The sequence below is a fragment of the Streptomyces sp. NPDC045956 genome, assembly GCF_056430705.1.
In genome coordinates this window covers 417,531-441,892 of sequence record NZ_JBWKKZ010000006.1, presented here as the reverse complement: position 1 = coordinate 441,892, position 24,362 = coordinate 417,531, and the positions used below count along the sequence as shown (strand labels likewise).

Below are 24,362 nucleotides of genomic sequence, written 5' to 3'. Positions count from 1 at the left end.
CATTTTGTTCAGACCCGGTCCTCATGGTGAGGAAACACCCTCTTCATCGAAAGAGCTGATGAGCTTCACGAAAACCCCCTAACCTCGTCACCGTGCCGCGGCGGAGTGGCCGCCCGATTCTGGGTGCGCCGCCGCGGCCGGGGGATTTCAAGATCTGGGGGGATCTGTGCTGACGTCCGTCTTCATCGCTGCCGTTTCCCTGGCGCTCTTCTGGATGGCGGCGTTCACGCTGTGGTGGCAGATGCACGCCTGGCGTACGCCGGAGGTTCTCGCCTCCACCCGGTTCAGCAGTCCGGACGGGGACGAGCACGTGTCGTTCTCGCTGCTGCTGCCCGCACGGCACGAGCAGGCCGTGCTCGACCACACCATCCAGCGGCTGCTGACCTCGTCCCACACCGACTTCGAGATCATCGTGATCGTCGGGCACGACGACCCGGGGACCACCGCCGTCGCCGAACGGGCCGCGGACCGTGACCCGCGGGTGCGGGTCGTCGTCGACACCCACGAGAAGAAGAACAAGCCGAAGGCCATGAACACGGCGCTGCCGCACTGCCGCGGCGACGTCGTCGGGGTCTTCGACGCGGAGGACCAGGTCCATCCGGAGCTGCTCGCCCACGTCGACCACGCCTTCCGCACCACCGGCGCCGACGTCGTGCAGGGCGGGGTCCAGCTGATCAACTTCCACTCCAGCTGGTACAGCCTGCGCAACTGCCTGGAGTACTTCTTCTGGTTCCGCTCCCGACTGCACCTGCACGCGCAGAAGGGGTTCATCCCGCTCGGCGGCAACACCGTCTTCGTGCGCACGGACGTGCTGCGGGCGGCCGACGGCTGGGACCCGGACTGCCTGGCCGAGGACTGCGACCTCGGCGTACGGCTCTCCAGCATCGGCAAGAAGGTCGTCGTCGCCTACGACTCCGACATGGTCACCCGTGAGGAGACCCCGGGCACGCTGGTCTCCCTGCTGAAGCAGCGCACCCGCTGGAACCAGGGCTTCCTCCAGGTGTACCGGAAGAACGACTGGCGGCAACTGCCCACCTTCACCCAGCGGCTGCTGGCCCGCTACACCCTGATGACGCCGTTCCTCCAGGCCTTCACCGGTGTGATCATCCCGCTCAACGCGGCGGTCGCGCTCTTCCTGGACGTGCCGGTCGGCATCGCCTTCGTCACCTTCCTGCCGGCCGTCACCGCGCTGGTCACCTTCGTCTTCGAGGTGGTCGGCCTGCACGACTTCGGCAAGCAGTACGGCCTGCGCATCCGCTTCACGCACTACCTCAAGCTGATCGTCGGCGGCCCCTTCTACCAGGTCCTCCTCGCCGGGGCCGCCGTCCGCGCCGTGTGGCGCGAGCAGCGCGGCCGCAACGACTGGGAGCTGACCAGCCATGTCGGCGCACATCTCACGCCCGTGGACCGAGAGGACGTTCCCGCGTGACCTCCACCCTCCCCGCGGCGACCGGCACCAAGGTCCCCGCGCAGCGCAGACCTGCCCACGACACCGGTCCGGCCACCGCACCGGGCACGCCACCGGGCCGTCTGCGGTCGGCCCGCCCGGACCTGCTGCTGTGCGGCACGCTCCTGGTCGCGATCATGATCGTGCAGGGCTGGAACATCTCCGACTACCCGACCCTGAGCGACGACGAGGGCACCTACCTCGCGCAGGCCTGGGCGGTCCAGCAGGGTGAGGGCCTGGCCCACTACACCTACTGGTACGACCACCCGCCGCTCGGCTGGATCCAGATAGCCGTGCTGACCTGGATACCCGCGCTGATCAGCCCCGAGTCGATGACCGTCGGCGCCATGCGCGGCGTGATGCTGCTGATCAGCGCGGTCTCCGCGGTCCTCGTCTACGTCATCGCCCGCCGGCTGTCCCTGCCGCGCTGGGGTGCCGGGCTCGCCATGGTGCTCTTCGGGCTCTCCCCGCTCTCCGTGGTCCTCCAGCGGGAGATCTTCCTCGACAACCTCGCGGTGATGTGGACGCTGCTGGCGTTCGCGCTGGCCGCCTCGCCGAGCCGGCACCTGTGGCACCACTTCGGCGCGGGCATCGCGGCCGCGACGGCCGTGCTCACCAAGGAGACGATGCTCGTCGTCCTGCCCGCCCTGTTCGTCACCGCCTGGCGGCACAGCCACCGGGACACCCGGAAGTTCGCGCTGACCGGCGCCGTCACGGCCTGCGCGCTGATCGGGTTCTCGTATCCGCTCTTCGCCCTGCTCAAGGGCGAGTTGCTGCCGGGCAGCGGGCACGTCTCGCTGTGGGAGGGCGTCGAGTACCAGCTCACCCGGCCCGGCTCCGGGTTCATCCTCGACGAGGGCTCCGGCTCGTGGGGCGTCCTCCAGTCCTGGCTGTACTACGACCGCGTCCTGCCGCTGGGCGGTCTGGCCGGGGCGCTGCTCCTGCTGGCCACCTGGCGCTGGTCGGTCACCGCGCGGGCGCTGGCCGGCCCGGCCCTGACGGTGGGCATCCTCGCCGCCCTCGCCCTGCGTCCGAGCGGCTACCTGCCCGCGATGTACGTCATCCAGGCGCTGCCCTTCCTCGCCCTGGTGCTGGCCGGCGGCACCGCGAGCGTCGCCCACGCCGTGCTGCGCAGACACCGCACCCGCTCCGAGAGACGGGGCCTGACACTCGGCCGGTACGCCGTCGCGGGCGCCCTTGCGCTGGCGGCCTGCGCCTACGTCGTCCCCCGCTGGTACGACGGGGCCCGCACCGCCGTCACCGCCGACGCCAACGCCCCCTACGAGGCCGCCGCGGACTGGCTGGACACCGAGGTGGCGGACCCGGCCGGCACCCGCGTGCTGGTCGACGACGCGCTCTGGCTGGACCTGGTGCACGCCGGGTACGAGCCGGGGCTCGGCGTCATCTGGTTCTACAAGGCCGACCTCGACCCGGCCGTGACGAAGACGATGCCGGGCGGCTGGCGCGACATCGACTACGTGGTCGCCTCCCCGACGGTGCGGCGCGACGCGGTCGACCTGCCCAACGTCCGGGCCGCCATGAACCACTCGACCCCGGTCGCCGTCTTCGGCACCGGCGCGGACCGCATCGAGATCCGCCGCGTCCAGTCCTCCGGAGGCGCCCGATGAGTCACGAGTACACCGTCCCCGGCGAGCTGGGCCATCCGGCCGTCGGCGCCTCGGAGGTGCCCGAGCCGGGTGCCGTCACCATCGTCGTACCGACCTTCAACGAGTCCGGGAACGTACGGCGGTTGCTGCACCTGATCACGGAGTCCGTGCCCGCCCGGCTGCCCTGCGAGGTCGTCTTCGTGGACGACTCCACCGACGACACCCCGGACGTGATCCGCGCGGCGGCGCTCGACTGCCCCTTCCCGGTCACCGTCCTGCACCGCGAGGAGCCGTCCGGCGGGCTCGGCGGCGCGGTCGTCGAGGGCATGAAGGCGGCCGGGTCGGACTGGATCGTCGTCATGGACGGCGACTGCCAGCACCCGCCTTCCCTGGTGCCGGAGCTGGTCGCGACCGGCGAGCGGGCGGGCGCCGGGCTCGTCGTCGCCTCGCGCTACATCAAGGGCGGCAGCCGCGCCGGGCTGGCGGGCAGTTACCGGATCGCGGTCTCCCGGGCGGCGACCTGGCTGACCAAGGCGCTCTTCCCGCGCCGGCTGCACGGCGTCAGCGACCCGATGAGCGGCTTCTTCGCCATCCGCCGCAGCGAGGTCACCGCCGAGGTGCTCAAGCCCCTCGGCTACAAGATCCTCCTCGAACTGGCGGTGCGCAGCCGCCCCCAGACGGTCACCGAGGTGCCGTTCGTCTTCGAGGAGCGGTTCGCCGGCGAGTCCAAGTCCTCGGCCCAGGAGGGCCTGCGCTTCCTGCGCCACCTGACCGGACTGCGCACCGCCTCGCCGCTGGCCCGCATGGTCGTCTTCGGGCTGATCGGCCTGAGCGGTTTCGTGCCGAACCTGGCCGCCCTGTGGGCGCTGACCGAGGCCGGGGTGCACTACCTGCCCGCCGAGGTCCTCGCCAACCAGTTCGGCGTGGCCTGGAACTTCCTGCTCCTGGAGCGGCTGCTCTTCCGCGACCGGCGCCGGCACCGGCACTGGGCCGACCGGACCCTGCGGTTCACGCTGATCGCCAACGCCGACCTGGTGCTGCGCATACCGCTCATCGCCCTGCTGGTCGGGCAGTTCGGGCTGACCGTGCTGCCGGCCACCGCCCTCGCGCTCGTCATCACCTTCGTCCTGCGTTTCGCCGGGACGGAGGCGCTGGTGTACCTCCCGCGCAGGCGTCGTACGTCAAGGAGTGCCGCATGAGAAGAACCCGAAGGAGAAGCTCCGCCCTCCTGGCGGTGTCCGCCCTCACGGGCGGCCTCCTGCTCACCGCACCGCAGCCCGCCTCCGCCGCCAACCTGATCACGAACCCGGGCTTCGAGACCGCCGGCACCGGCGACATGCCGTACTGCTGGTCGAAGTCCGGCTGGGGGGACAACGACTTCACCTTCGAGACGGTCGCCGACGCCCACTCCGGCGACAAGGCGATGAAGGTCGAGCTGACCCGCCGGGCCGACGGCGACCGCAAGGCGCTGATCACCGAGTCCACCGCGTGCGCGCCGGTGGTGACGGTGGGCAAGCAGTACGACCTCTCGCTCTGGTACAAGACGACGACCCCGGACGCCTCCCTCACCCTCTTCCGGCACGACGCCACCGCCGGCTGGCAGTACTGGACGGACCTGAAGACCCTGGACCTGGCGGCCGACTGGACCGAGGCGAGCGTCCGCACCCCCGAGGTCCCGGCCGGCACCGACCGCATCAGCTGGGGCGTCTCGGTCTACGGCACCGGCTCGGCGACCACCGACGACTACACGATGGAGCAGGTCGCCGACCCCGTCCCGGTCCCGGGGTGCACCGGGACCGCCGACGAGTGCGCGAACGGCCGCTGGGACGTGCTGCCCACGCAGAACCCGGTGCGTTCGATGCACTCGGTCGTCCTGCACAACGGCAAGGTGCTGCTGATCGCGGGCTCCGGCAACGACCCGGAGAAGTTCGAGGCGGGCACCTTCACCTCGGCCGTCTACGACCCGCAGACCGGCACGTACGAGACGATCCCGACGCCCAAGGACATGTTCTGCGCCGGGCACGTGCAGCTCAAGGACGGCCGTGTCCTCGTCATGAGCGGCAACAAGGGCTACCCGTCGGCTGACGGCACGGTCGGCTACCAGGGCTACAAGGACTCGTACGTCTTCGACCCGGAGACCGAGACGTACACGAGGACCAACGACATGAACGACGGCCACTGGTACCCGTCGGCGACGATCCTCGGCAACGGGGACGTTATCTCCTTCGGCGGCCTGCGCGAGGACTCCACCGGTTCGGTGACGGCCGAGCGGTGGTCGGACGAGCAGCAGAAGTGGCTGCCGACCTGGCAGGTCAACCAGACCTGGTCGTACTGGGGTCTGTACCCGTCGATGATCCTGATGCAGGACGGCCGGCTCTTCTACTCGGGCAGCCACGTCTTCGGCAACAACATCCCGGGCACCGGATCGGCGATCTACGACTACGAGGGCAACACCATCACGCAGGTCCCGGGCCTCCAGGACAAGGACGTGCGGGACCAGTCCGCCAGCGTGCTGCTGCCCCCGGCGCAGGACCAGAAGGTGCTGACGGTCGGCGGCGGCAACATCGACTCCAACCCGGCCGCCAACCGCCTCACCGACATCATCGACCTCAAACAGCCCGACCCGGCGTACGTCGCCGGACCGCCGCTGCCGCAGGGCACCGTCGACCTGGGCAACGGCCCGGTCCCGCAGACCGGCGGCCAGGGCAAGATGTACCTGTCCACGGTCCTGCTGCCCGACGGGAAGGTGCTGGAGACCGGCGGCGCCCTGCACAACCGGGCGGACCCGGTCTACGAGACCTCGCTCTTCGACCCGCAGACCGAGACCTTCGACCCGGTCGCCCCCGACCCGGAGGCCCGCGGCTACCACTCCTCGGCCTTCCTGCTGCCCGACGGCCGCGTCATGACCACGGGCGACAACCCGGGCAACGGCTCCTGGAACCACGACGTGTCGGTCTACACCCCGCCCTACCTGCTCAAGGGCGAGCGTCCGGCGATCACCTCGGTCATCGACACCGAGTGGACCTACGGTGACACCCAGCGGATCACCGTGGACCGGCCGATCGCCAAGGCGGAGCTGATCCGCCCGGCGGCCGTCACCCACTCCTCGGACCCGAACCAGCGGTTCGTGGACCTGCCGCTGTCGGTGGACGGCGCCAACGTCGACCTCAACGTCACCAGCAACCCCAACCTCGCCCCGCCCGGCTGGTACATGCTCTTCGCGGTCGACGCGAACGGGGTGCCCTCGGTGGCGAAGTGGGTGCACCTCGACGGGCCGCGGGCGCTGAGCACCAAGGACGCCTCGGCGCACGTGCACTCCTTCGCCGACGCCCCGCGGGGCAAGGTGTCGAAGCCCGGCAGGAAGCGCGCCTCGCAGCCGGTCGCTCCCACCGTCTCTGGCTGCGACCGCCACTACGGTTCCGCCAACGTCTGCGTGCCGACCGTCTTCCCGGCCGAGGTGAAGAAGACGACGGCCGCCCGCTGCGACTGGCTGAAGCGCAACGAGTACGGCCGCCTCGCGGTCAACGGCAAGGACGATCCGCTGCGCCTGGACCCGAACGGGGACGGCGTCGCCTGCGGCAAGGGGGACGTGCCCGGGAAGCGCCGCTAGCGCCCCTGGGCGAACTCGGCGAGGGCGCGCTCCACGACGGCTTCCAGCTGCTCGTGGTGCGCGCCCTTCCAGTAGGCGCGTCCACAGGCGCGGCACCGCGCGAACACGTCGTACGACCGTTCGGTGCCGCCCTCGAGCTGGTCGGCCACCTCCTCCTTGGTGGCCTCCTCCAGCAGGCCGTTGCAGGCGGTGCACCGGGTCCACGGGCGCAGCTCGGGCCGGAACCGGGACAGGACCTCCCGAAGCTGCTCCTCGGGGCGGGTGCTGTAGACGTAGCCGCCGGCCCACAGCTCACGGCGGCGCAGCAGGCCGCGGTCGCGGCTGAGCAGGACCCGCTTCTCTGCCGCCGACAGCGCGGCGAGCGCCGGGTCGCCGAGGTCCGTCGACTCGTACGCCGTGTCCACGCCGAGCAGCCGCAGCCGGCGGGCGAGAGTGCCGAGGTGCACGTCGAGCAGGAAACGCAGGGGAGCGCCTGGGACCTTCTGCGGGTGCTCGACGGGCCGTACGCTGACCGACTCGCCGCCCCTGGGGACGTGTCCGGGCGCCACCTCGCGGCCGTCCACGAGGAGCGCGCCCACCTCGGTCAGCGGGACGCCGAGGGACTCGACGACGTGACCGAGCGTGGAGACGCCGTCGGTGGCGGCGCGGGCGGTGCCGGTGGGGCGGGCCCTGGGGACGAACAGGCGCAGCTCGGGGGCGAATTCGACGTCGATCTCGGGTCCGTTCACCCGGTCAGGATGCCACGGCGCGAGGCCGTGGCCTCAGCTTTTCCCGGGGGCGGGCAGGCCGTGCTCCAGGACGTCCAGGGCGCGCTCCACCAGGTCGGCCAGGTCTTCCTCGTGGCCGTGCTCGGCCCAGTACCGGGTGACCTCCGTGAGGCCACCGGCCAGGGACATCGACAGGACCCGCACCTCCAGCCCTTCCGGGTCGAGACCGGTGCGGTCGGCGAGGGCGCGGCCGAGCAGCCGTCCCGTGACCGACATGCTCTCCAGCATCCGCGCGCGTACGGCGGGCACTTCGGCCAGCAGCCGGGTCCGCAGCCGGGTCAGCTCGGCCTCCTCGCCGACGCCGTGTTCCACGGCCCTGCGCAGGGCGTGCCGCAGGGCGGTCGGCCACGGCTCGTCGCCGGGCCGGGCGGCCAGCTCCGCCGCCAGCACGGGGTCGTACGCGTCCGTGAGGACGATGTCCTCCTTGACCGGGAAGTAGCGGAAGACGGTCGACGGCGACACCTCGGCCCGGTCGGCGATCTGCTCGATCGTCGTCGCGTCGTAGCCCTGCTCCCGGATCAGCCCGTAGGCCGCGGCGCGGATCGCCTGGCGGGTCCTGGTCTTCTTGCGCTCCCGCAAGCCCGGTCGGGGGCCGTCGGCGCGGGAACGGGGGGATGGTGCGGCCGTCATGGGGTCATTGTCGGCCACACCGTCCCGCGGGGGAGCGGCCCGCCTAGTAGGCGACGAGCGAGATCCCCACGTAGTGCGCGATGAAGGCGGCCAGGGTGAAGGAGTGGAAGACCTCGTGGAAGCCGAACCAACGGGGTGAGGGGTTGGGCCGCTTGAGGCCGTAGATCACGCCGCCCGCGCTGTAGAGGAGGCCGCCCACGATCACCAGGACGAGCACCGCGACGCCGCCGGCCCGCATGAACTCGGGGAGGTAGAAGACGGCGGCCCAGCCCATGGCGAGGTAGCAGGGCGTGTAGAGCCAGCGCGGGGCGCCGACCCAGAAGACGCGGAAGAGGATGCCGGCCACGGCGGCGGCCCAGATGCCCCACAGCAGCCACTGGCCCTTGGCCTCGGGCAGCAGCAGCATCGTCAGCGGGGTGTAGGTGCCGGCGATGATCAGGAAGATGTTGGCGTGGTCGAGGCGGCGCAGGATGCCGTCCATGCGCGGGCTCCAGTCGCCCCGGTGGTAGAGCGCGCTGACGCCGAACAGCAGACAGGCCGTCACGACGTAGACCCCGCAGGCGATGCGGGCCTCGGACGACTCGGCGAGGGCGGTGAGCACCAGGCCGGCGATGAGCACGGCCGGGAACATGCCGAGATGCAGCCAGCCGCGCAGCTTCGGCTTGACGGGGTGCGGCAAGGAGAGCGCCACCGGGCCGTGGCCTGCGGCCTGCGTGTCCCTGGGCGCGTCGGAGGCGGACGCAGTCATGCACTCATCGTACCTACGGAACCGTAAGTTACGCATCAGTACGGGTGCTTGCCGACAGGGAGTGGCCAGCATCTCACGGGGGGTCCCGTCCCGCATCCCGATCTTCCGGACGTGGCGATCCTCACGCCGCTCAGGTGTGACGCCCTCTGGACAGATGGGCGCTCTCGTCGGATGATCAAATGAGTGCGGTCGACACCGGATGAGCGCCCAAGAGGACGACGTCACGCATCCGGGTCGCAGCCCCCACGGGGCCTCCCAACAAAAAACCCCTCATTTAGGAGCAATCGTGGCGCGCGACATCGCTGCTCCCCCCGTCCCCACCGACCATCAGGAGCTGATCTCGTGGGTGAACGAGATCGCCGAACTGACCCAGCCGGACGAAGTGGTCTGGTGTGACGGATCCGAGGCCGAGTACGAGCGCCTGTGGGAGGAGCTCGTGGCGAAGGGCACCTTCCGCAAACTCGACCCCGTCAAGCGCCCCAACTCCTACTACGCGGCCTCCGACCCCTCCGACGTCGCGCGCGTCGAGGACCGGACCTTCATCTGCTCCGCCAAGGAGGAGGACGCCGGCCCGACCAACCACTGGAAGGACCCCGCCGAGATGCGGGAGATCTTCCGGGGCACGGGCGGCGAGGGCGGTCTGTTCCGCGGCTCCATGCGCGGCCGGACCATGTACGTCGTGCCCTTCTGCATGGGCCCGCTCGGCTCCCCGCTCTCCGCGCTCGGCGTCGAGATCACCGACTCCGCGTACGTCGCCGTCTCCATGCGCACCATGACCCGCATGGGACAGCCGGTCCTGGACGAACTCGGCGACCAGGGCTTCTTCGTCAAGGCCGTGCACACCCTCGGCGCCCCCCTCGCGGAGGGCGAGGCGGACGTGCCGTGGCCGTGCAACAGCACCAAGTACATCTCGCACTTCCCCGAGGACCGCGAGATCTGGTCCTACGGCTCCGGCTACGGCGGCAACGCCCTGCTCGGCAAGAAGTGCTACGCCCTGCGCATCGCCTCCGTCATGGCCCGCGACGAGGGCTGGCTCGCCGAGCACATGCTCGTGCTGAAGCTGACCCCGCCCACCGGCGCGCCCAAGTACGTGGCCGCCGCCTTCCCGTCGGCCTGCGGCAAGACCAACCTCGCCATGCTGGAGCCCACGATCTCCGGCTGGACGGTGGAGACCATCGGCGACGACATCGCCTGGATGCGCTTCGGCGAGGACGGCCGCCTGTACGCCATCAACCCCGAGGCCGGCTTCTTCGGCGTCGCGCCCGGCACCGGTGAGCACACCAACGCCAACGCGATGAAGACCCTGTGGGGCAACTCGGTCTTCACCAACGTCGCCCTCACCGACGACAACGACGTGTGGTGGGAGGGCATGACCGAGGAGACGCCCGCCCATCTCACCGACTGGAAGGGCAACGACTGGACGCCCGAGTCCGGCACCCCGGCCGCGCACCCCAACGCGCGCTTCACCACGCCCGCCGCGCAGTGCCCGATCATCGCGCCGGAGTGGGAGGACCCGAAGGGCGTGCCGATCTCGGCGATCCTCTTCGGCGGACGCCGCGCCACCGCCGTACCGCTGGTCACCGAGTCCTTCGACTGGAACCACGGCGTCTTCCTCGGCGCCAACGTGGCCTCCGAGAAGACCGCCGCCGCCGAGGGCAAGGTCGGCGAGCTGCGCCGCGACCCCTTCGCCATGCTGCCGTTCTGCGGCTACAACATGGGCGACTACATGGGGCACTGGGTCGACGTGGCCAAGGACAAGGACCAGTCCAAGCTGCCCAAGATCTACTACGTCAACTGGTTCCGCAAGGACGACGAGGGCCGCTTCGTGTGGCCCGGCTTCGGTGAGAACGGCCGCGTCCTGAAGTGGATCGTGGAGCGCCTGGAGGGCACGGCGGACGGCGTCGAGACCCCGATCGGCGTGCTGCCGACCAAGGAGTCCCTCGACACCGACGGCCTCGACCTCGCCGACGCCGACCTGGACTTCCTGCTCAGCGTCGACAAGGAGGTCTGGCGCGAGGAGGCGGCGCTCGTCCCCGAGCACCTGAACACCTTCGGCGACCACACCCCCACCGAGCTGTGGGACCAGTACCGGGCGCTGGTGCGGCGCCTGGGCTGAGTCCGCACACCGCCAGACTCCGTGGCCGGTCCGACTAGCCCTGACCCGCGAAGTCGTCACGAAGGCCGGTCACGAGGGGGGCTCCCCGCGCTCCAGTAGCTCGCAGTACCCCGGAGCGCGGGAGGTTCCCGCTCGGGCCGGGTCACCGCACAACGGCGTGCGGAGGACCCGGCCCTTCGGCATGTCCCGCCCGCGACCCCACCGGACAGAACCCGCCGTTCCTCTTGCGCCACGCCGCGGAAACCACGCCGTGTCGCCGGGTGGGCCGGGGTACGCTCCCGATCTTGCACGACCCGAACGGCTGTTCCCCGCCCTGCGGGGGAGGGGGTGCCTGCCGTGGTCCACCGGGTCGCCGACACAGCCTGTGGGGGGCACAGTTGAACAGAGTCCGGAGCACCAGAGCCACCGCACGTCTCGCGGCCACGCTGCTCACCGCCGCGCTCGCGGCCGGCGGGCTGACCGTCGCCGCCGCACCCGCCGCGCACGCGGCGGCCTCCGACGTCGTGGCCAAGCTGCCGATCTCCTCGTTCTCGGCGCTGACCATCGACTCCGCGCACCAGCGCGTGTACGTCGCCGACAGCAACCTGGGCTACTACGAGAACAAGGGCATCGTCGCCGTCTACGACTTCTCCGGCGAGCGCGTCACGACCATCACCACCCAGCGCCACGTCTCCGGCCTCGCGCTGAACGCCGACGGCAGCGTGCTGCACGTCGGCGGCCGGGACGGCATCCTGCGGTACGACACCAGCACCTACCTGCCGGTCAGCTCCGCGGTGGCGGGCACCGACACCTGCGGCCGCAGCATGGCCTTCGCGGGCGGCAGGGCGTACCACACCACGCCGTACGCCAACAGCATGTCCGACTGCGAGACGACGCTCACGTACCTGGACTACAACCAGGCCGACAACACCTGGCAGCGCAGCGGCTGGCAGGACCAGGGCAAGCTCCAGCTGGAGGCGGGGCCCGGCGACCGGCTGATGATGGGCCAGCCGTCGAACGCCAAGGCCGCCGACCCGTTCCTCGCGGTGTTCGACGCGAGCGGAACGACCCTGGTGCGCACGGCCGAGCGCCGCTTCGCCGACGCCGAGGGCAAGGGCGCCCTGAACTTCAAGGACATGGCGTTCTCCGCGGACGGCACCAGGATCGCCGTCGCCGACGCGGCCGCCGGCACCCGGCTGCTGGACGGCGCCGACCTGTCCGACGCCGAGACCGGCTACCCGGCGCTGCCGTCCGGGGCCACCGCCTCCGCCGTCGCCTTCAGCGGTGACGGGAAGTACCTCGCGCGCGGCGCCTCGGCCAGCGGCGCGACGCCCGACCTGCTGCTCTCGCCCGCCGACCCGGCCGACGCGACCCCCGCGCTGGAGTTCGCCTTCGAGGGCAGCCTCGACGGCGACCGGGTCGCGCCGCGCGGACTGGAGTGGTCCGCCGACGGCTCCCGGCTGTTCGCGGTGACCACCAACGCCACCGGAGGCCAGTACTGGCTGCACGTCGTCCAGCCGCCGGCGGTCCAGTACGACACCCGCTTCACGGGCGGTCTGGCCCACAGCCCCGCCCAGGCCGTCGCGGGTGAGGCGCTGGCCGTACGCGGCAGGCTGGAGCTGGACGGACCGGCCCCCGCCGAGCCGCTGAGGGTGACGGCGACCCGCACCGACGCGAGCGGCACGCACCGGCTCGGCACGGCGACCGTCAAGGCGGACGGCACCTTCAGCGTGCTCGACGAGCCGGACCTGGTCGGCGAGGCCGCGTACACCGTGTCGTTCCTCGGCGACCTCACCCACCGCCCGGCCACCGACGTCACCCACACGGTGTCCGTCGGCAGGGCGGCCAGCTCGATCACGCTCACCGGGCCGGCGGAGGCGCCGAAGAACGCCGGTGTCCACCTCACCGGCACCTTCACCGCGCAGGGGAAGGCGCTGCCCGAGCGGGCCGTGCTGAAGGTGGAGCGCACCGACCGGCTGGGCACGGGCACCCTCTCGTCGGTGACGGTCTCCGCCGACGGTACCTTCACCATCGACGACCTGCCGCGCACCCGCCGGAACACGACCTACACGGTCAGCTGGCCCGGCGACGACCTGCACCTGGGGTCCACCGCGTCGGCGACGGTCCGCATCACCGCCTGATCACGCGCCTGCGTGCCGGGGCTCCGCGGGCAGCACGCCCACGGGGCCCCGAGCACGGGCCGCGGTGAGTGGCGCCCGGTCCGCGCGTCGCTGCGGGTGCGCGCGGACCGGGGCCGTACGGGAGAGCCCGGAGGGCTCAGCGGGACGCCAGCTCGCGCGGCTCCAGGGCCGCGGCGTGCGCGTCCATGCGCTCGGCGGTCAGGATCGCGACCGCCGTGTCGGCGTTGGAGGCCGCCACCACCAGGGCGCGGCTCGCCAGGGTGTGCGCCCGCCGGTGCAGGGCCGTCGGGTGCGGCCCGGAGTGCGCGGCGGTCAGCGGCGCGCGGACCGGCGCCCGGCCTCCCCGGAGCCGGGCCACCTGCTCGGCGAGCCGGTCGGCGGCGGTGTCCAGGTCGGGGGAGGGGGCCAGCGCGCGCAGCTCGTCCGTGGCGGTGAGCAGCGCCGCGAGGTGGCCCGCGAGCTGGATGTCCAGCTCCTCCTCCCGGGACCGGTGGGGGAAGTCCGAGGTGCTGCCGCCCGTCGTGGTGTGGACGGACCTGGTGCGGATCGGTTCGTACATGGGACGGCCTCCAGAGTGCTTCAGGAAACCATCCTACATTGGATTCAATCTAAAGTTGAGAAGGATCGGAGTCTGGCTCGGTTCGACCTCAGTGCTGGCCGTAACCGTCCAGGAAGTTCCCGATCCGGCCGACCGCCTCGCGCAGGTCCCCGGCGGTCGGCAGGGTCACCACCCGGAAGTGGTCGGGTTCGGGCCAGTTGAAGCCGGTGCCCTGGACGACCATGATCTTCTCCTGGCGCAGCAGGTCGAGGACCATCCGCCGGTCGTCCTTGATCTTGAAGACCTTGGGGTCCAGCCGCGGGAAGAGGTACAGCGCGCCCTTGGGCTTCACGCAGGTCACCCCCGGGATGCTGGTCAGCGCCTCGTGGGCGGCGTCCCGCTGCTCCCGCAGCCGCCCGCCCGGGAGCACCAGCTCGTTGATGGTCTGCCGCCCGCTGAGTGCCGCGACCACGCCGTGCTGCCCCGGCATGTTGGCGCAGAGCCTCATGTTCGCCAGGACCGTCAGGCCCTCGATGTAGGACTCGGCGTGCGCGCGCGGCCCCGAGATCGACATCCACCCGACCCGGTAGCCGGCCACCCGGTACGCCTTCGACATGCCGTTGAAGGTGAGCGTGAGCAGGTCCGGGGCGATCGCGGCGGTCGGGGTGTGCGTGGCCTCGTCGTACAGGATCTTGTCGTAGATCTCGTCGGAGCAGATCAGCAGGTTGTGCCGGCGGGCGATGTCGGTCAGCCCGCGCAGCATCGCCTCGTCGTAGACCGCGCCCGTCGGGTTGTTCGGGTTGATGATCACGAGCGCCTTGGTGCGGTCGGTGATCTTCCGTTCGACGTCGGCCAGGTCCGGCATCCAGTCGGACTGCTCGTCGCAGCGGTAGTGCACCGCCGTGCCGCCGGACAGGGAGACGGCGGCCGTCCACAGGGGGTAGTCGGGCGCCGGGACGAGGACCTCGTCCCCGTCGTCCAGCAGGCCCTGCATCGCCATCACGATCAGCTCGGAGACGCCGTTGCCGATGAAGACGTGCTCGACGTCCGTCTCGATGCCGAGGGTCTGGTTGTGCATGACGACGGCCCGGCGCGCCGCCAGCAGGCCCTTCGCGTCGCCGTAGCCGTGGGCCGTCGACACGTTGCGGAGGATGTCCTCCAGGATCTCCGGCGGGCACTCGAAGCCGAAGGCGGCCGGGTTGCCGGTGTTCAGCTTGAGGATGCGGTGTCCGGCCGCTTCCAGCCGCATCGCCTCCTCGAGCACCGGGCCCCGGATCTCGTAACAGACGTTGGCGAGCTTGGTCGACTGGATCACCTGCATGTCCGTGAGCTTACGACCCGGTGCCGTGCGGCGGGCCGTGTCTTCCGCCACGTGAGACGTGTGGTTCGGGTGGATTTCCCCGAGCCGCCGCGGAGGCGGCCGGGGAAACCACCCGGGAGGGTCACGGGAGGTCCACGGAAGGACGACGGGAGGACCGTCGGAGGATGCCGGAGGGCTCCCGGGTGGCTGTCGGACGGCTGACGGGGGCTCCCGGGTGCCTACCGGGGGGTCCGCCGCACCGAGCGCCCCGCCAGCACGTCCGTGCGCCGCCCGTCCCGCATCACGAACCGCCCGTCGACCAGCACGTGCGGGATGCCCGTCGGCAGCACGCGCGGGTCCTCGTAGGTGCTGCCGGCCGCGACCGTCGCCGGGTCGAAGAGGACCAGGTCGGCCCGGTACCCCTCGCGGACCAGCCCGCGGTCGGGCAGCCGCAGCCGGGCCGCCGGGCGCGAGGTGAGGTGGGCCACGCACTCCTGGAGGGAGAGCACGCCCAGCTCGCGTACGTAGTGGCCGAGGTAGTGCGGGAAGGTGCCGTAGGCGCGCGGGTGCGGCTTGGTGCCCTGGAGGATGCCGTCCGAGCCGCCGGTGTGCACGCGGTGGCGCATGATCGCGCGCACGTTCTCCTCGTGGCCGACGTGCTGGAGGATGGTCGGCGCCAGCCGGTCGGCGAGCAGGAGGTTTCGGGCGACCGTCCACGGGGTCTCGCCGCGCCGCCGGGCCGACTCCAGGACCGTACGGCCCACGTACTCCCCGAACGCGGGGTCGCCCGTGCCGGAGATCTCGATCGTGTCCCACTCCATGCGGACGCCGTGGCAGCCGTCGGAGCCGATCTCCTCGATGTGGTGCCGGATGCGCTCGGCGGTGTCGTCGTCCGCCAGCCGCTTCATGATCTGCTCCGGGCCGCCCTCGCTCGCCCAGCTCGGGAGCATCGCCACGAGGGTGGTGCAGCCGGGGGTGTACGGGTACGTGTCGAGGGTGATGTCGGCCCCGGCGGCCAGCGCGTCGTCGAGCAGCGTCAGCAGTTCGGGGGCCTTGCCCTTGTTGACGCCGAAGTTCATGGTGGCGTGCGCCAGGTGCAGCGGGCAGCCCGCGTCCCGGGTCAGCTCGACCATCTCCTCGTACGCCTGGAGCGCCCCGGCACCGTACGAGCGGTGGTGCGGGCAGTAGTAGCCGCCGTAGGACGCCACCACCCGGCACAGCTCGGTCAGCTCCGCGTCCTTGGCGTACATGCCCGGCGTGTAGGTCAGGCCGGACGACATGCCGACCGCGCCCTGCTCCATGCCCTCGGCGACCAGCCGTCGCATGTGCTCCAGCTCGGCCTCCGTCGCCTCCCGGTCGTCCCAGCCGACGGCGAGGGCGCGGACCGTGCCCTGCGGGATCAGGTAGGCGGCGTTGACGGCGATGCCCCGGTCGAGGCGGTCCAGGTACGCGCCGACCGAGCGCCAGTCGAAGTCGATGTCGTCGCCGGGGCCGTTCCACCCGGCGATCGCGCGGCGCACCTCGGCGAGGGTGCGGTCGTCGACCGGGGCGTACGACAGCCCGTCCTGGCCGATGACCTCCAGCGTGACGCCCTGCGCGGCCTTGGCGCTGTGGTCGGGGTCCCGCAGCAGCGCCAGGTCGCTGTGGGCGTGCATGTCGATGAAACCGGGGGAGAGGACCAGGCCCTCGGCGTCCAGCTCCTGCCGGGCCCGGGGGCGCTGGCAGCCCGCGGCCGCCGCCTCCTTGACGATCGACACGATCCGGCCGCCGTCGATCACGACGTCGGCGCGGTAGGAGTCGGCGCCGGAGCCGTCGACGACGTCCGCGTCCCGGATGACCAGCTCTTCCATGGCAGACCTCCTAGAAGAACGTACGGATGTAGTCGACGACCGTCCCGTCCGCTTCCGCGACCGGGATCAGCTGCCACTTGTCGAAGGACGTGCACGGGTGGGACAGGCCGAGCCCCACCCAGTCGCCGACCTCCAGCTCCGCCTCCGGGGCGGTGCGCAGCCAGGCGTGCTGGTCGGACAGGCCGGTCACCGTGATGCCGGCGGCCGGGCGCTCCGGCCCCCCGTCGGCCGGGCGGACCGCCTGGGGGAAGGGCAGGTCGAGGTCGTAGGCCGCGTCCCGCTTGCCGGCGTTGGCGAAGGCCTGCTCGGCGGAGGGGCGGGAGACCACCTGGGTCCACAGCCGGAAGGCCGGTTCGAGGGCGCCCTCGGCGGGGACGCGGTTGAAGGGCGTCACCTCGCGGTAGTGCCCGTCGTCGTGCGAGACGTACGCGCCCGAGCGCAGCAGCTTCAGCACGGGCAGCGAGAGGTCCGGGACCTCGGCGAAGACGTCGGCGACCGCGTCGAACCAGGCGCTGCCGCCCGCGCTCAGCACGATCTCCTCCAGCCCGGCGAAGCGCCCGGCCCTGTCGAACTCCACGGTCAGCGCGACCAGCCGCCGCAGCCACGCGCGCACCTTCTCCGGGTCGGCGTCCGGTACCTCGCCCTCGTACCCGGCGACCCCGGCCAGCCGCAGCGTCCGCGTCCCGGCCACCGCGTCGGCGACGGCGGCGCACTCCGCCTCCGTGCGCACCCCGGTGCGGGCGCCCTCACCGGCGGCCAGCTCGACCACGACGTCCACCGGGCGGCCGGCGCCCGCCTCGGTCAGCGCCGCGTCCATCAGCGCTACGCCGCGCACGGAGTCGACGTAGCAGACGAAGCGGAAGTCCGGGTCGGCGTCCAGCTCCGCGGCGAGCCGGCGCAGCGCCGCGGGGTCGACCAGCTCGTTGGCGAGGAAGATCCGCCGGACGCCGAAGGCCCGCGCGACCCGCACCTGGTGCGGCACCGCCAGGGTGATGCCCCAGGCGCCGCGCTCGATCTGGCGGTGGAAGAGCTGGGGGGCCATGGAGGTCTTGCCGTGCGGGGCGAAGGCGAGGCCGTGCCGGGCCGCGTACGTCTCCATCAGCGCGAGGTTGTGCTCCAGGCGCTCGGCGGACAGGGCCAGCACCGGCGTGGTGAAGCCGCCGGTGAAGAGGTTGCGGCGCTGACCGGCCAGCTCGGCGACGGTCAGGCCGTCGGCATCCGGCGGCAGGCCCTTGAAACGGTGGTCGACGTGCTCCTCGGCCAGACGGGCGAGGGCTTCGGTGCCGGTGTCGAGGGCCATGGAGCCTCCATGAGGTGCGGTGTCGCGTCGGGTGCCGCGACAGGTGGAGCGGCGGGGGAGCGTCGGGATACGCCGTACGTTGCATTGTGTGCAACGGGCATTGCGTATGTCGCTTACTGCTGTCTAACATCTCGGCCAACGCGGGGTCAACGGATCCGCCGGGGCCCGCGAAGAGCCGCAAGGGAGCCCTCACCATCGTGACCGCCACCGGACCCACCAGCACCGCCCCCGGCGTCGTGGACGTCGTCGCGCTCGGCGAGTCCATGGTCACCTTCCTCCCCTCCCGTCCCGGGCGGCTCGCCGACGTCCCCTCCTTCGACCGGGGCATCGGCGGCGCCGAGTCCAACGTGGCCTGCGTCCTGGCCGCCGCCGGCCACTCCGCGCGCTGGGCCGGCCGGGTCGGCGCCGACGGCTTCGGCGACCACCTCGTCGAGGCGATCGGCGCCTACGGCGTCGACGTCTCCGCCGTGCGCCGCGACCCCGACCGCCCGACCGGCGTGTACTTCCGCACCGCCGGGGACCGGGCCACCGACGCCCACGAGGTGGCGTACTACCGGGCGGGGTCGGCGGCCTCCGCGATGTCGGTGCGGAACATGGACCTCGACGCGATCCGCGCCGGACGCGTCCTGCACCTCTCCGGCATCACGCCCGCCCTCTCCGCCGACTGCCTGGACCTGATGCGCGAGCTGACCGCCCGCCGCCCCGGCCGGCCCCTGGTCTCCTTCGACGTCAACCACCGCCCCGGGCTGTGGCGCGGGCAGAGCGACGGCTCCCGGGTGCTGCTGGAACTGGCCCGCGGCGCCGACCTCGTGTTCGTCGGCGACGACGAGGCCTGGGGCCTGGACGGCCCCGAGGCCGTGCGCGCCGCACTGCCCGAACCCGAACTGCTCGTCGTCAAGCAGGGCGCGACCGGCGCCACCGCCTTCCACGGCACCGAGGTCACCTCGGTCCCCGCCCTCACCGTCGACGTCGTCGCCGCCGTCGGCGCGGGCGACGCCTTCGCCGCCGGGTTCCTCTCCGCCACCCTGCGCGGACTGCCCGTGCGCGAGCGCCTGCGCCACGGCCACCTGATGGCCGCCGCCGCCCTCACCGTCCCCGGCGACCTCGCCATCCCCCCGGCCCGCGACCACGCCGACCGCCTCGCCGCCCTGGACGACGCCGCGTGGGGGAGACTGCGACTCGGCCCCGGCTGGACACAGGCCGCCGAGAGGGCCGAGGAGGAGGTACGCACACCATGAGCCAGACCGTCGACCGCGCGCTGAGCATCCTGCCGCTGCTCGCCGAGGGCCCCGCCGACCTGGGCCGGGTCGCCGACCGCCTCGGCGTCCACAAGTCCACGGCGCTGCGCCTGCTGCGCACCCTCCACGAACACGGCTTCGTCTACCGCCAGTCCGACCAGCGCTACCGCCTGGGCGCCCGGCTGATCGCCCTCGCCCAGGAGGCGATGGAGAACCTCGACGTCCGCGAGATCGCCCACGCCCACCTCGTACGCCTCAACGAGAGCTGCGGACACACCGTCCACCTCGCCGTCTACGAGGAGAACGAGGTCCTCTACATCGACAAGGTGGAGAGCCGCTACCCGGTCCGCATGTACTCGCGGATCGGCAAGCCCGTCGCCATCACCGTCGCCGCCGTGGCGAAGCTGCTGCTGGCCGACCTCCCCGAGAACGAGCGCCGCGCCCTCGCGGAGAAGCTCGACTACCCCCTGTACACGGCCCGTTCGACGCCGAACGCCGACAGTTTCGTCAAGGAGCTGGCCAAGGTGCGCGAACAGGGCTGGGCCACCGACCTCGGTGGCCACGAGGAGTCCATCAACTGCGTCGCCGCGCCCATCCGGGGCGCCGACGGCCGGGTGGTCGCCGCGATGTCGGTCTCCGCGCCGAACGTCGTCGTCACCGCCGACGAACTCCTCACCCTGCTCCCGCTGGTGCGCCGTACGGCGGACGCGATCAGCGGCGAGTACTCCGGCAGGACCCCCGTGCAGCACCCCGAGCACCACCCCGAGAAGGACACGGTATGACCGACAAGACCGCCCTCACGCCCGCGACCCACACCGTCCCGCCGGCGAAGTTCTCCCACGGCGTGCGGAAGGGCAACATCCTCCAGGTCGCCGGCCAGGTCGGCTTCCTCCCCCACGAGGAGGGCAAGGCCCCCACCCCGGCCGGCCCGACCCTGCGCGAGCAGACCCTCCAGACCCTCGCCAACGTCAAGGCGATCCTGGAGGAGGGCGGCGCCTCCTGGGACGACGTGATGATGATCCGCGTCTACCTCACGGACGTGGACCACTTCGCCGAGATGAACGAGATCTACAACGCCTACTTCGAGGAGCAGGGCCTCACCCAGGCCCCCGCCGCGCGCACGACCGTCTACGTCGGTCTGCCCGCCGGCCTCCTCATCGAGATCGACGCGCTGGCCGTCCTGGGCTGACCCCTCCCCGGTCGCCCTCTTCGTTCCGTCTGCCTGTCTGTCGCACGGCACGGTGCCCCCACCCCCTCCGGGGGCACCGTGCCGCGCCCCGCCCTGCCCGAAAGCAGTATGTGTTTACCCAGAGGACCCCCGTATGTCCTACCCGTCCCTCCAGCTCGCCGCCTCCGCTCCCGCCGAGACCCCACCGCACACCGGAGGCCTGCTCCACCTGATCGACGGCACGGCGGGCCTGCTGACCGTCGCCGCGATCGGCATCGGGCTCCTGCTCTTCCTCATCATCAAGGTGCGGCTCCAGCCCTTCGTCGCGCTGCTCGCCGTCTCCATAGCCGTCGGCCTGCTCGCCGGCCTGTCGGTCACCGAACTCTTCGGCACCGTCCAGAAGTCCGACGCCGTCTCCACCATCGAGTCCGGCATGGGCGGCATCCTCGGCCACGTCGCCATCATCATCGGCCTGGGCACCATGCTCGGCGCCATCCTGGAGGTCAGCGGCGGCGCCCAGGTCCTGGCAGGCCGCCTGCTCGGCCTCTTCGGCGAGAAGCGCGCCCCGCTCGCCATGGGCCTGACCGGCCTCATCTTCGGCATCCCGGTCTTCTTCGACGTCGGCATCTTCGTCCTCGCGCCGATCGTCTACGCCGCCGCCAAGCGCTCCGGCAAGTCGATCCTGCTCTACTGCCTGCCGCTGCTCGCCGGCCTGTCGATGACCCACGCCTTCCTGCCGCCGCACCCCGGCCCGGTGGCCGCCGCGGGACTGCTCCACGTGGACCTCGGCTGGGTGATCCTCATGGGCGTGATCTGCGGCGTCCCGGCCGTGCTCGCCGCCTGGGTGTTCTCCGCCTGGATCGGCCGCCGCATCTTCGTGCCGGTGCCGCAGGACATGGTCGAGGCGGCCGAGGAGGCCAAGCAGGCCGTCATCGACGAGCAGTCCAAGGCCGGCGTCGCCCCGCACGAGAGCCCGGTCGCCCTCGGCACGGTCATCGGCATCATCGGTACCCCGCTGGTCCTGATCCTCGCCGCGACCTTCTCCTCCATCGCCCTGGACCCGTCCACCCTCCGCTCGGTGATCGAGTTCTTCGGCAACCCGTTCGTCGCGCTGACCATCGCCCTGTTCCTCGCCTACTACCTGCTCGGCATCCGGCGCGGCTGGTCCCGCAAGTCCCTGGAGACCGTCTCGACGGCCTCGCTGAAGCCGGTCGGCAACATCCTGCTGGTGGTCGGCGCGGGCGGCGTCTTCGGCGCCGTCCTCAAGGCCAGCGGCGTCGCCCAGGCACTCTCGGACACCTTCAACGACGTCGGCCTGCCGGTGATCGTCCTCGCCTACCTGATCTCGCTGGTCCTGCGGGTCGCCCAGGGCTCGGCGACGGTCGCCATCGTGACGACCGCGGGCATCGTGGCGCCGCTGCTGGCCGAGGGGGACCACTCGCAGGCGTTCGTCGCCCTGGTCATCATGGCCATCTCGGCGGGCTCCATCTTCGCCTCGCACGTCAACGACGGCGGGTTCTGGATGGTCGCGAAGTACTTCGGCATCAGCGAACGGGACACCCTGAAGACGTGGACGGTGCTGGAGAGCGTGCTGTCGGTCGCCGGCTTCGTGGTCGCGGCGCTGCTCAGCCTGTTCGTGTAGGCGACTCGTGCGGGCGCCCGTGCGGGCGCCCGCACGAGCGCCCGCACGGACGTCTCGTGTAGGCGTCTGATAACGAAGTTGGGGCTGGCTGTGTCCGGCACAGGATCGTCGACCATACTGCCCGCTGTGGAGCAGCGCAGAGGATCGACGAGCCAGCCCCTGGAAGGCGCCGGATTCGACCCGGCCTTCATCCCCGGGCTCACCGCGCCCGTGACCCGTGAGCCGGAGGACGCGAAAGCGGACGAGCCGGAGGCGGAGTCCGGGACGGGGCCCGGGGAGGTCCGCGACGCGGCGGAGGCCCCGGTCGGGGACCCGTCCGCCGCGGAGCCCGCCGGGGAGTCCGCCGAGCAGTCCGGTGAACCGGACGAGGAGGTCCCCGACGGCCCCGTCTTCGAGGCGTCCGACCGCCGCGCCAGGATCGTCGCCGACCACAAGGGCGTACGCCTGTCCCTCGACGACCAGAGCTGCGAGTTCCGCTGGGACGAGGTCGGCGCGGTGGAGACGGAGACGGGACGCTTCGGCAAGCGGTTCACGGTGACGGTGCACACGCCCGACCGCCGCTGGTACCCGATCGAGATCGAGGCGAAGTCCAGGAGCCTCTTCCCCGAGTGGGAGTCCGCCCTGGACGAGGTCCTGGACGCGTACTTCGAGGACGACGCGACGTCCGACGCGCAGGACGACGCGGAGCCTGACGCGAAGTCCGACGCGCGGGACGACGAGAAGTCCGACGCGACGTCCGACGCGCAGGGTGACGCCAAGCCCGATGCCCAGGCCGGTGCGGAGCCCGATGCGCAGAACGGCGCCAAGGGCAAGGCCGACAGCGACGAGTAAGCGCATCGGGTGAAGATCCGCGCACGCCCTCTTGTCCCACCGGCGGTCATCGGCTTGGTTGGCCCGCATGGCGGACACCACGGGCAACATCGCAGACACCGGCGGGCCGGGCGGCACCGACGCGGCTCCCCGTAAGTCCAGTTGGCGCTACATCGGCCCCGGCATCGTCGTGGCGGCGACCGGCGTGGGCGCCGGCGACCTCGTCGCCACCCTCATCGCGGGCAGCAACTTCGGCTACACCCTGCTGTGGGCCGCGGTCCTCGGCTGCCTGGTGAAGATCTCGCTCGCGGAGGCCTGCGGCCGGTGGCACCTGGCCACCGGCCGCACGCTCTTCGACGGCTGGGCGAGCCTCGGCCGCTGGACCACCTGGTTCTTCGGGGTCTACACCGTGATCTGGGGCTTCGTCTACGGCGCGGCCGCGATGTCGTCCAGCGCCCTGCCGTTGCAGGCGCTGTTCCCCGACGTGATCGACCTGGAGTGGTGGGGCATCGCGTGCGGCCTGGTCGGCCTGGTCTTCGTCTGGTTCAACAAGTACGCGGTCTTCGAGAAGGTCATGACCGTCCTGGTCGGCGTCATGTTCGTGGTGACGGTGTACCTCGCGATCCGGGTGACGCCCAACCTCGGCGACGCCTTCGCCGGCCTCCTCCCGGTCCTTCCCGACGAGAAGGACTCCATCCTCAACACCCTCGGGCTGATCGGCGGCGTGGGCGGCACCATCACGCTCGCCGCGTACGGCTACTGGGTCAACGCCAAGGGCTGGACCGACACCGGCTGGATGAAGGTGATGCGCCTGGACAACCGGGTCGCCTACGCCACCACCGGCATCTTCGTCGTCGCCATGCTCTTCGTCGGCGCGGAGCTGCTGCACTCGGCGAACATCGCGATCGCGAGCGGGGACAAGGGCCTGATCCAGCTGGGCGACATCCTGGAGGACGAGTACGGGACGGCGACCGGCAAGCTCTTCCTGGTCGGCTTCTTCGCCACCTCCTTCACCTCGCTGATCGGCGTCTGGCACGGAGTCAGCCTGATGTTCGCCGACTTCCTCTCCCGGCAGCGGGGGGAGCGGCAGGCGAGGGGCGAGGAACTGGCCTCGGGGCGCCGCGAACGCTCCTGGGCCTTCCGCGCCTACCTGCTCTGGCTCACCTTCCCGCCCATCGTCCTGCTCTTCCAGGACGAGCCCTTCCGCCTGATCATCATCTACGGCGTCCTGGGCGCCGCCTTCATGCCCTTCCTCGCCCTCACCCTGCTGTGGCTCCTCAACTCGGGCCGCACACCGCGCGAGTGGCGCAACGGATGGCTGAGCAACGGCATGCTCGCCGTCGCCGGCCTGCTGTTCCTGGTGCTGTGCGTGAAGCAGGTCTGGGACCAGCCGTGGTCGGAGTTCTTCTAGCCGGAGTCCTTCCAGCAGTCTCGTTCCCGCCCGGCGCCCTGTCGACGAGGACCGCCGTCG

General features: G+C 71.6%; 19 protein-coding genes. 12 read left to right on the top strand and 7 right to left on the bottom strand.

Annotation, left to right across the window (positions count from 1 at the left end; all coding sequences use genetic code 11):
* Nucleotides 1–166 precede the first annotated feature (166 nt).
* From AC07FV_RS18970 to AC07FV_RS18955, 4 genes are read left to right on the top strand one after another with little or no spacing between them, the layout of a single operon-like run.
* Entirely contained in the window at nucleotides 167–1,429 is a 1,263-nt protein-coding gene (locus tag AC07FV_RS18970; protein WP_383648199.1) for a glycosyltransferase, read from the top strand.
* A complete protein-coding gene (locus AC07FV_RS18965) occupies nucleotides 1,426–3,075 on the top strand; it encodes an ArnT family glycosyltransferase (RefSeq protein WP_479088567.1) in 1,650 nt (549 codons plus the stop codon). The genes AC07FV_RS18970 and AC07FV_RS18965 overlap by 4 nt, the downstream gene beginning before the upstream one ends.
* Nucleotides 3,072–4,253: a glycosyltransferase gene (locus AC07FV_RS18960; RefSeq protein WP_479088565.1), complete on the top strand. Its 1,182-nt coding sequence runs from the start codon at nucleotides 3,072–3,074 to the stop codon at nucleotides 4,251–4,253. The genes AC07FV_RS18965 and AC07FV_RS18960 overlap by 4 nt, the downstream gene beginning before the upstream one ends.
* Entirely contained in the window at nucleotides 4,250–6,664 is a 2,415-nt protein-coding gene (locus tag AC07FV_RS18955; protein ID WP_479088563.1) for a galactose oxidase-like domain-containing protein, read from the top strand. The genes AC07FV_RS18960 and AC07FV_RS18955 overlap by 4 nt, the downstream gene beginning before the upstream one ends.
* Here the strand turns inward: AC07FV_RS18955 and AC07FV_RS18950 are convergent.
* From AC07FV_RS18950 to trhA, 3 genes are read right to left on the bottom strand one after another with little or no spacing between them, the layout of a single operon-like run.
* Nucleotides 6,661–7,392 (bottom strand): Mut7-C RNAse domain-containing protein, encoded by a 732-nt coding sequence (locus tag AC07FV_RS18950; RefSeq protein ID WP_479088562.1) that lies wholly within the window; start codon nucleotides 7,390–7,392, stop codon nucleotides 6,661–6,663. The two genes, AC07FV_RS18955 and AC07FV_RS18950, sit on opposite strands and share 4 nt — an antisense overlap.
* A gap of 33 nt (nucleotides 7,393–7,425) precedes the next feature.
* Nucleotides 7,426–8,061, bottom strand: a complete 636-nt coding sequence (locus AC07FV_RS18945; protein ID WP_479088560.1) for a TetR/AcrR family transcriptional regulator — start codon at nucleotides 8,059–8,061, stop codon at nucleotides 7,426–7,428.
* Between the two features lie 43 nt (nucleotides 8,062–8,104).
* Nucleotides 8,105–8,809, bottom strand: a complete 705-nt coding sequence (gene trhA / locus AC07FV_RS18940; RefSeq protein ID WP_479088558.1) for a PAQR family membrane homeostasis protein TrhA — start codon at nucleotides 8,807–8,809, stop codon at nucleotides 8,105–8,107.
* A gap of 286 nt (nucleotides 8,810–9,095) precedes the next feature.
* Here trhA and AC07FV_RS18935 point away from each other — a divergent pair, with 286 nt between their 5' ends.
* Together AC07FV_RS18935 and AC07FV_RS18930 are read left to right on the top strand one after the other, a co-directional pair.
* The gene (locus AC07FV_RS18935; protein WP_479088556.1) at nucleotides 9,096–10,925 is read left to right on the top strand and encodes a phosphoenolpyruvate carboxykinase (GTP); all 1,830 of its coding nucleotides are present in this window, start codon (nucleotides 9,096–9,098) and stop codon (nucleotides 10,923–10,925) included.
* Between the two features lie 377 nt (nucleotides 10,926–11,302).
* On the top strand, nucleotides 11,303–13,045 hold the full coding sequence (locus tag AC07FV_RS18930) for an Ig-like domain repeat protein (RefSeq protein WP_479088554.1): 1,743 nt from the start codon (nucleotides 11,303–11,305) through the stop codon (nucleotides 13,043–13,045).
* A 136-nt stretch (nucleotides 13,046–13,181) separates the two neighbouring features.
* Here the strand turns inward: AC07FV_RS18930 and AC07FV_RS18925 are convergent, their stop codons facing one another.
* From AC07FV_RS18925 to AC07FV_RS18910, 4 genes are all read right to left on the bottom strand, one after another.
* On the bottom strand, nucleotides 13,182–13,604 hold the full coding sequence (locus tag AC07FV_RS18925; RefSeq protein WP_479088552.1) for an SCO4983 family protein: 423 nt from the start codon (nucleotides 13,602–13,604) through the stop codon (nucleotides 13,182–13,184).
* Nucleotides 13,605–13,692: 88 nt separating this feature from the next.
* The gene (locus AC07FV_RS18920) at nucleotides 13,693–14,904 is read right to left on the bottom strand and encodes a pyridoxal phosphate-dependent aminotransferase (RefSeq protein ID WP_383648226.1); all 1,212 of its coding nucleotides are present in this window, start codon (nucleotides 14,902–14,904) and stop codon (nucleotides 13,693–13,695) included.
* Between the two features lie 218 nt (nucleotides 14,905–15,122).
* Complete coding sequence (locus AC07FV_RS18915; protein WP_479088550.1) at nucleotides 15,123–16,733, bottom strand: N-acyl-D-amino-acid deacylase family protein; 1,611 nt, start codon at nucleotides 16,731–16,733, stop codon at nucleotides 15,123–15,125.
* A 10-nt stretch (nucleotides 16,734–16,743) separates the two neighbouring features.
* Nucleotides 16,744–18,033: an amino acid deaminase gene (locus AC07FV_RS18910; RefSeq protein ID WP_479088548.1), complete on the bottom strand. Its 1,290-nt coding sequence runs from the start codon at nucleotides 18,031–18,033 to the stop codon at nucleotides 16,744–16,746.
* A 197-nt stretch (nucleotides 18,034–18,230) separates the two neighbouring features.
* Between AC07FV_RS18910 and AC07FV_RS18905 the strand changes: the two genes are divergently transcribed.
* The 6 genes from AC07FV_RS18905 (at nucleotide 18,231) to AC07FV_RS18880 (ending at nucleotide 24,302) form a co-directional block, all read left to right on the top strand.
* A complete protein-coding gene (locus AC07FV_RS18905) occupies nucleotides 18,231–19,271 on the top strand; it encodes a sugar kinase (RefSeq protein WP_479088547.1) in 1,041 nt (346 codons plus the stop codon).
* Complete coding sequence (locus AC07FV_RS18900; protein WP_383648234.1) at nucleotides 19,268–20,053, top strand: IclR family transcriptional regulator; 786 nt, start codon at nucleotides 19,268–19,270, stop codon at nucleotides 20,051–20,053. The genes AC07FV_RS18905 and AC07FV_RS18900 overlap by 4 nt, the downstream gene beginning before the upstream one ends.
* Entirely contained in the window at nucleotides 20,050–20,460 is a 411-nt protein-coding gene (locus AC07FV_RS18895; protein WP_479088545.1) for a RidA family protein, read from the top strand. Before AC07FV_RS18900 ends, AC07FV_RS18895 begins: the two co-directional genes overlap by 4 nt.
* Before the next feature lie 133 nt (nucleotides 20,461–20,593).
* A complete protein-coding gene (locus AC07FV_RS18890; protein WP_479088543.1) occupies nucleotides 20,594–22,081 on the top strand; it encodes a GntP family permease in 1,488 nt (495 codons plus the stop codon).
* A 126-nt stretch (nucleotides 22,082–22,207) separates the two neighbouring features.
* On the top strand, nucleotides 22,208–22,912 hold the full coding sequence (locus AC07FV_RS18885; protein ID WP_479088542.1) for a hypothetical protein: 705 nt from the start codon (nucleotides 22,208–22,210) through the stop codon (nucleotides 22,910–22,912).
* Nucleotides 22,913–22,979: 67 nt separating this feature from the next.
* A complete protein-coding gene (locus AC07FV_RS18880; protein ID WP_479088540.1) occupies nucleotides 22,980–24,302 on the top strand; it encodes an Nramp family divalent metal transporter in 1,323 nt (440 codons plus the stop codon).
* Nucleotides 24,303–24,362 lie beyond the last annotated feature (60 nt).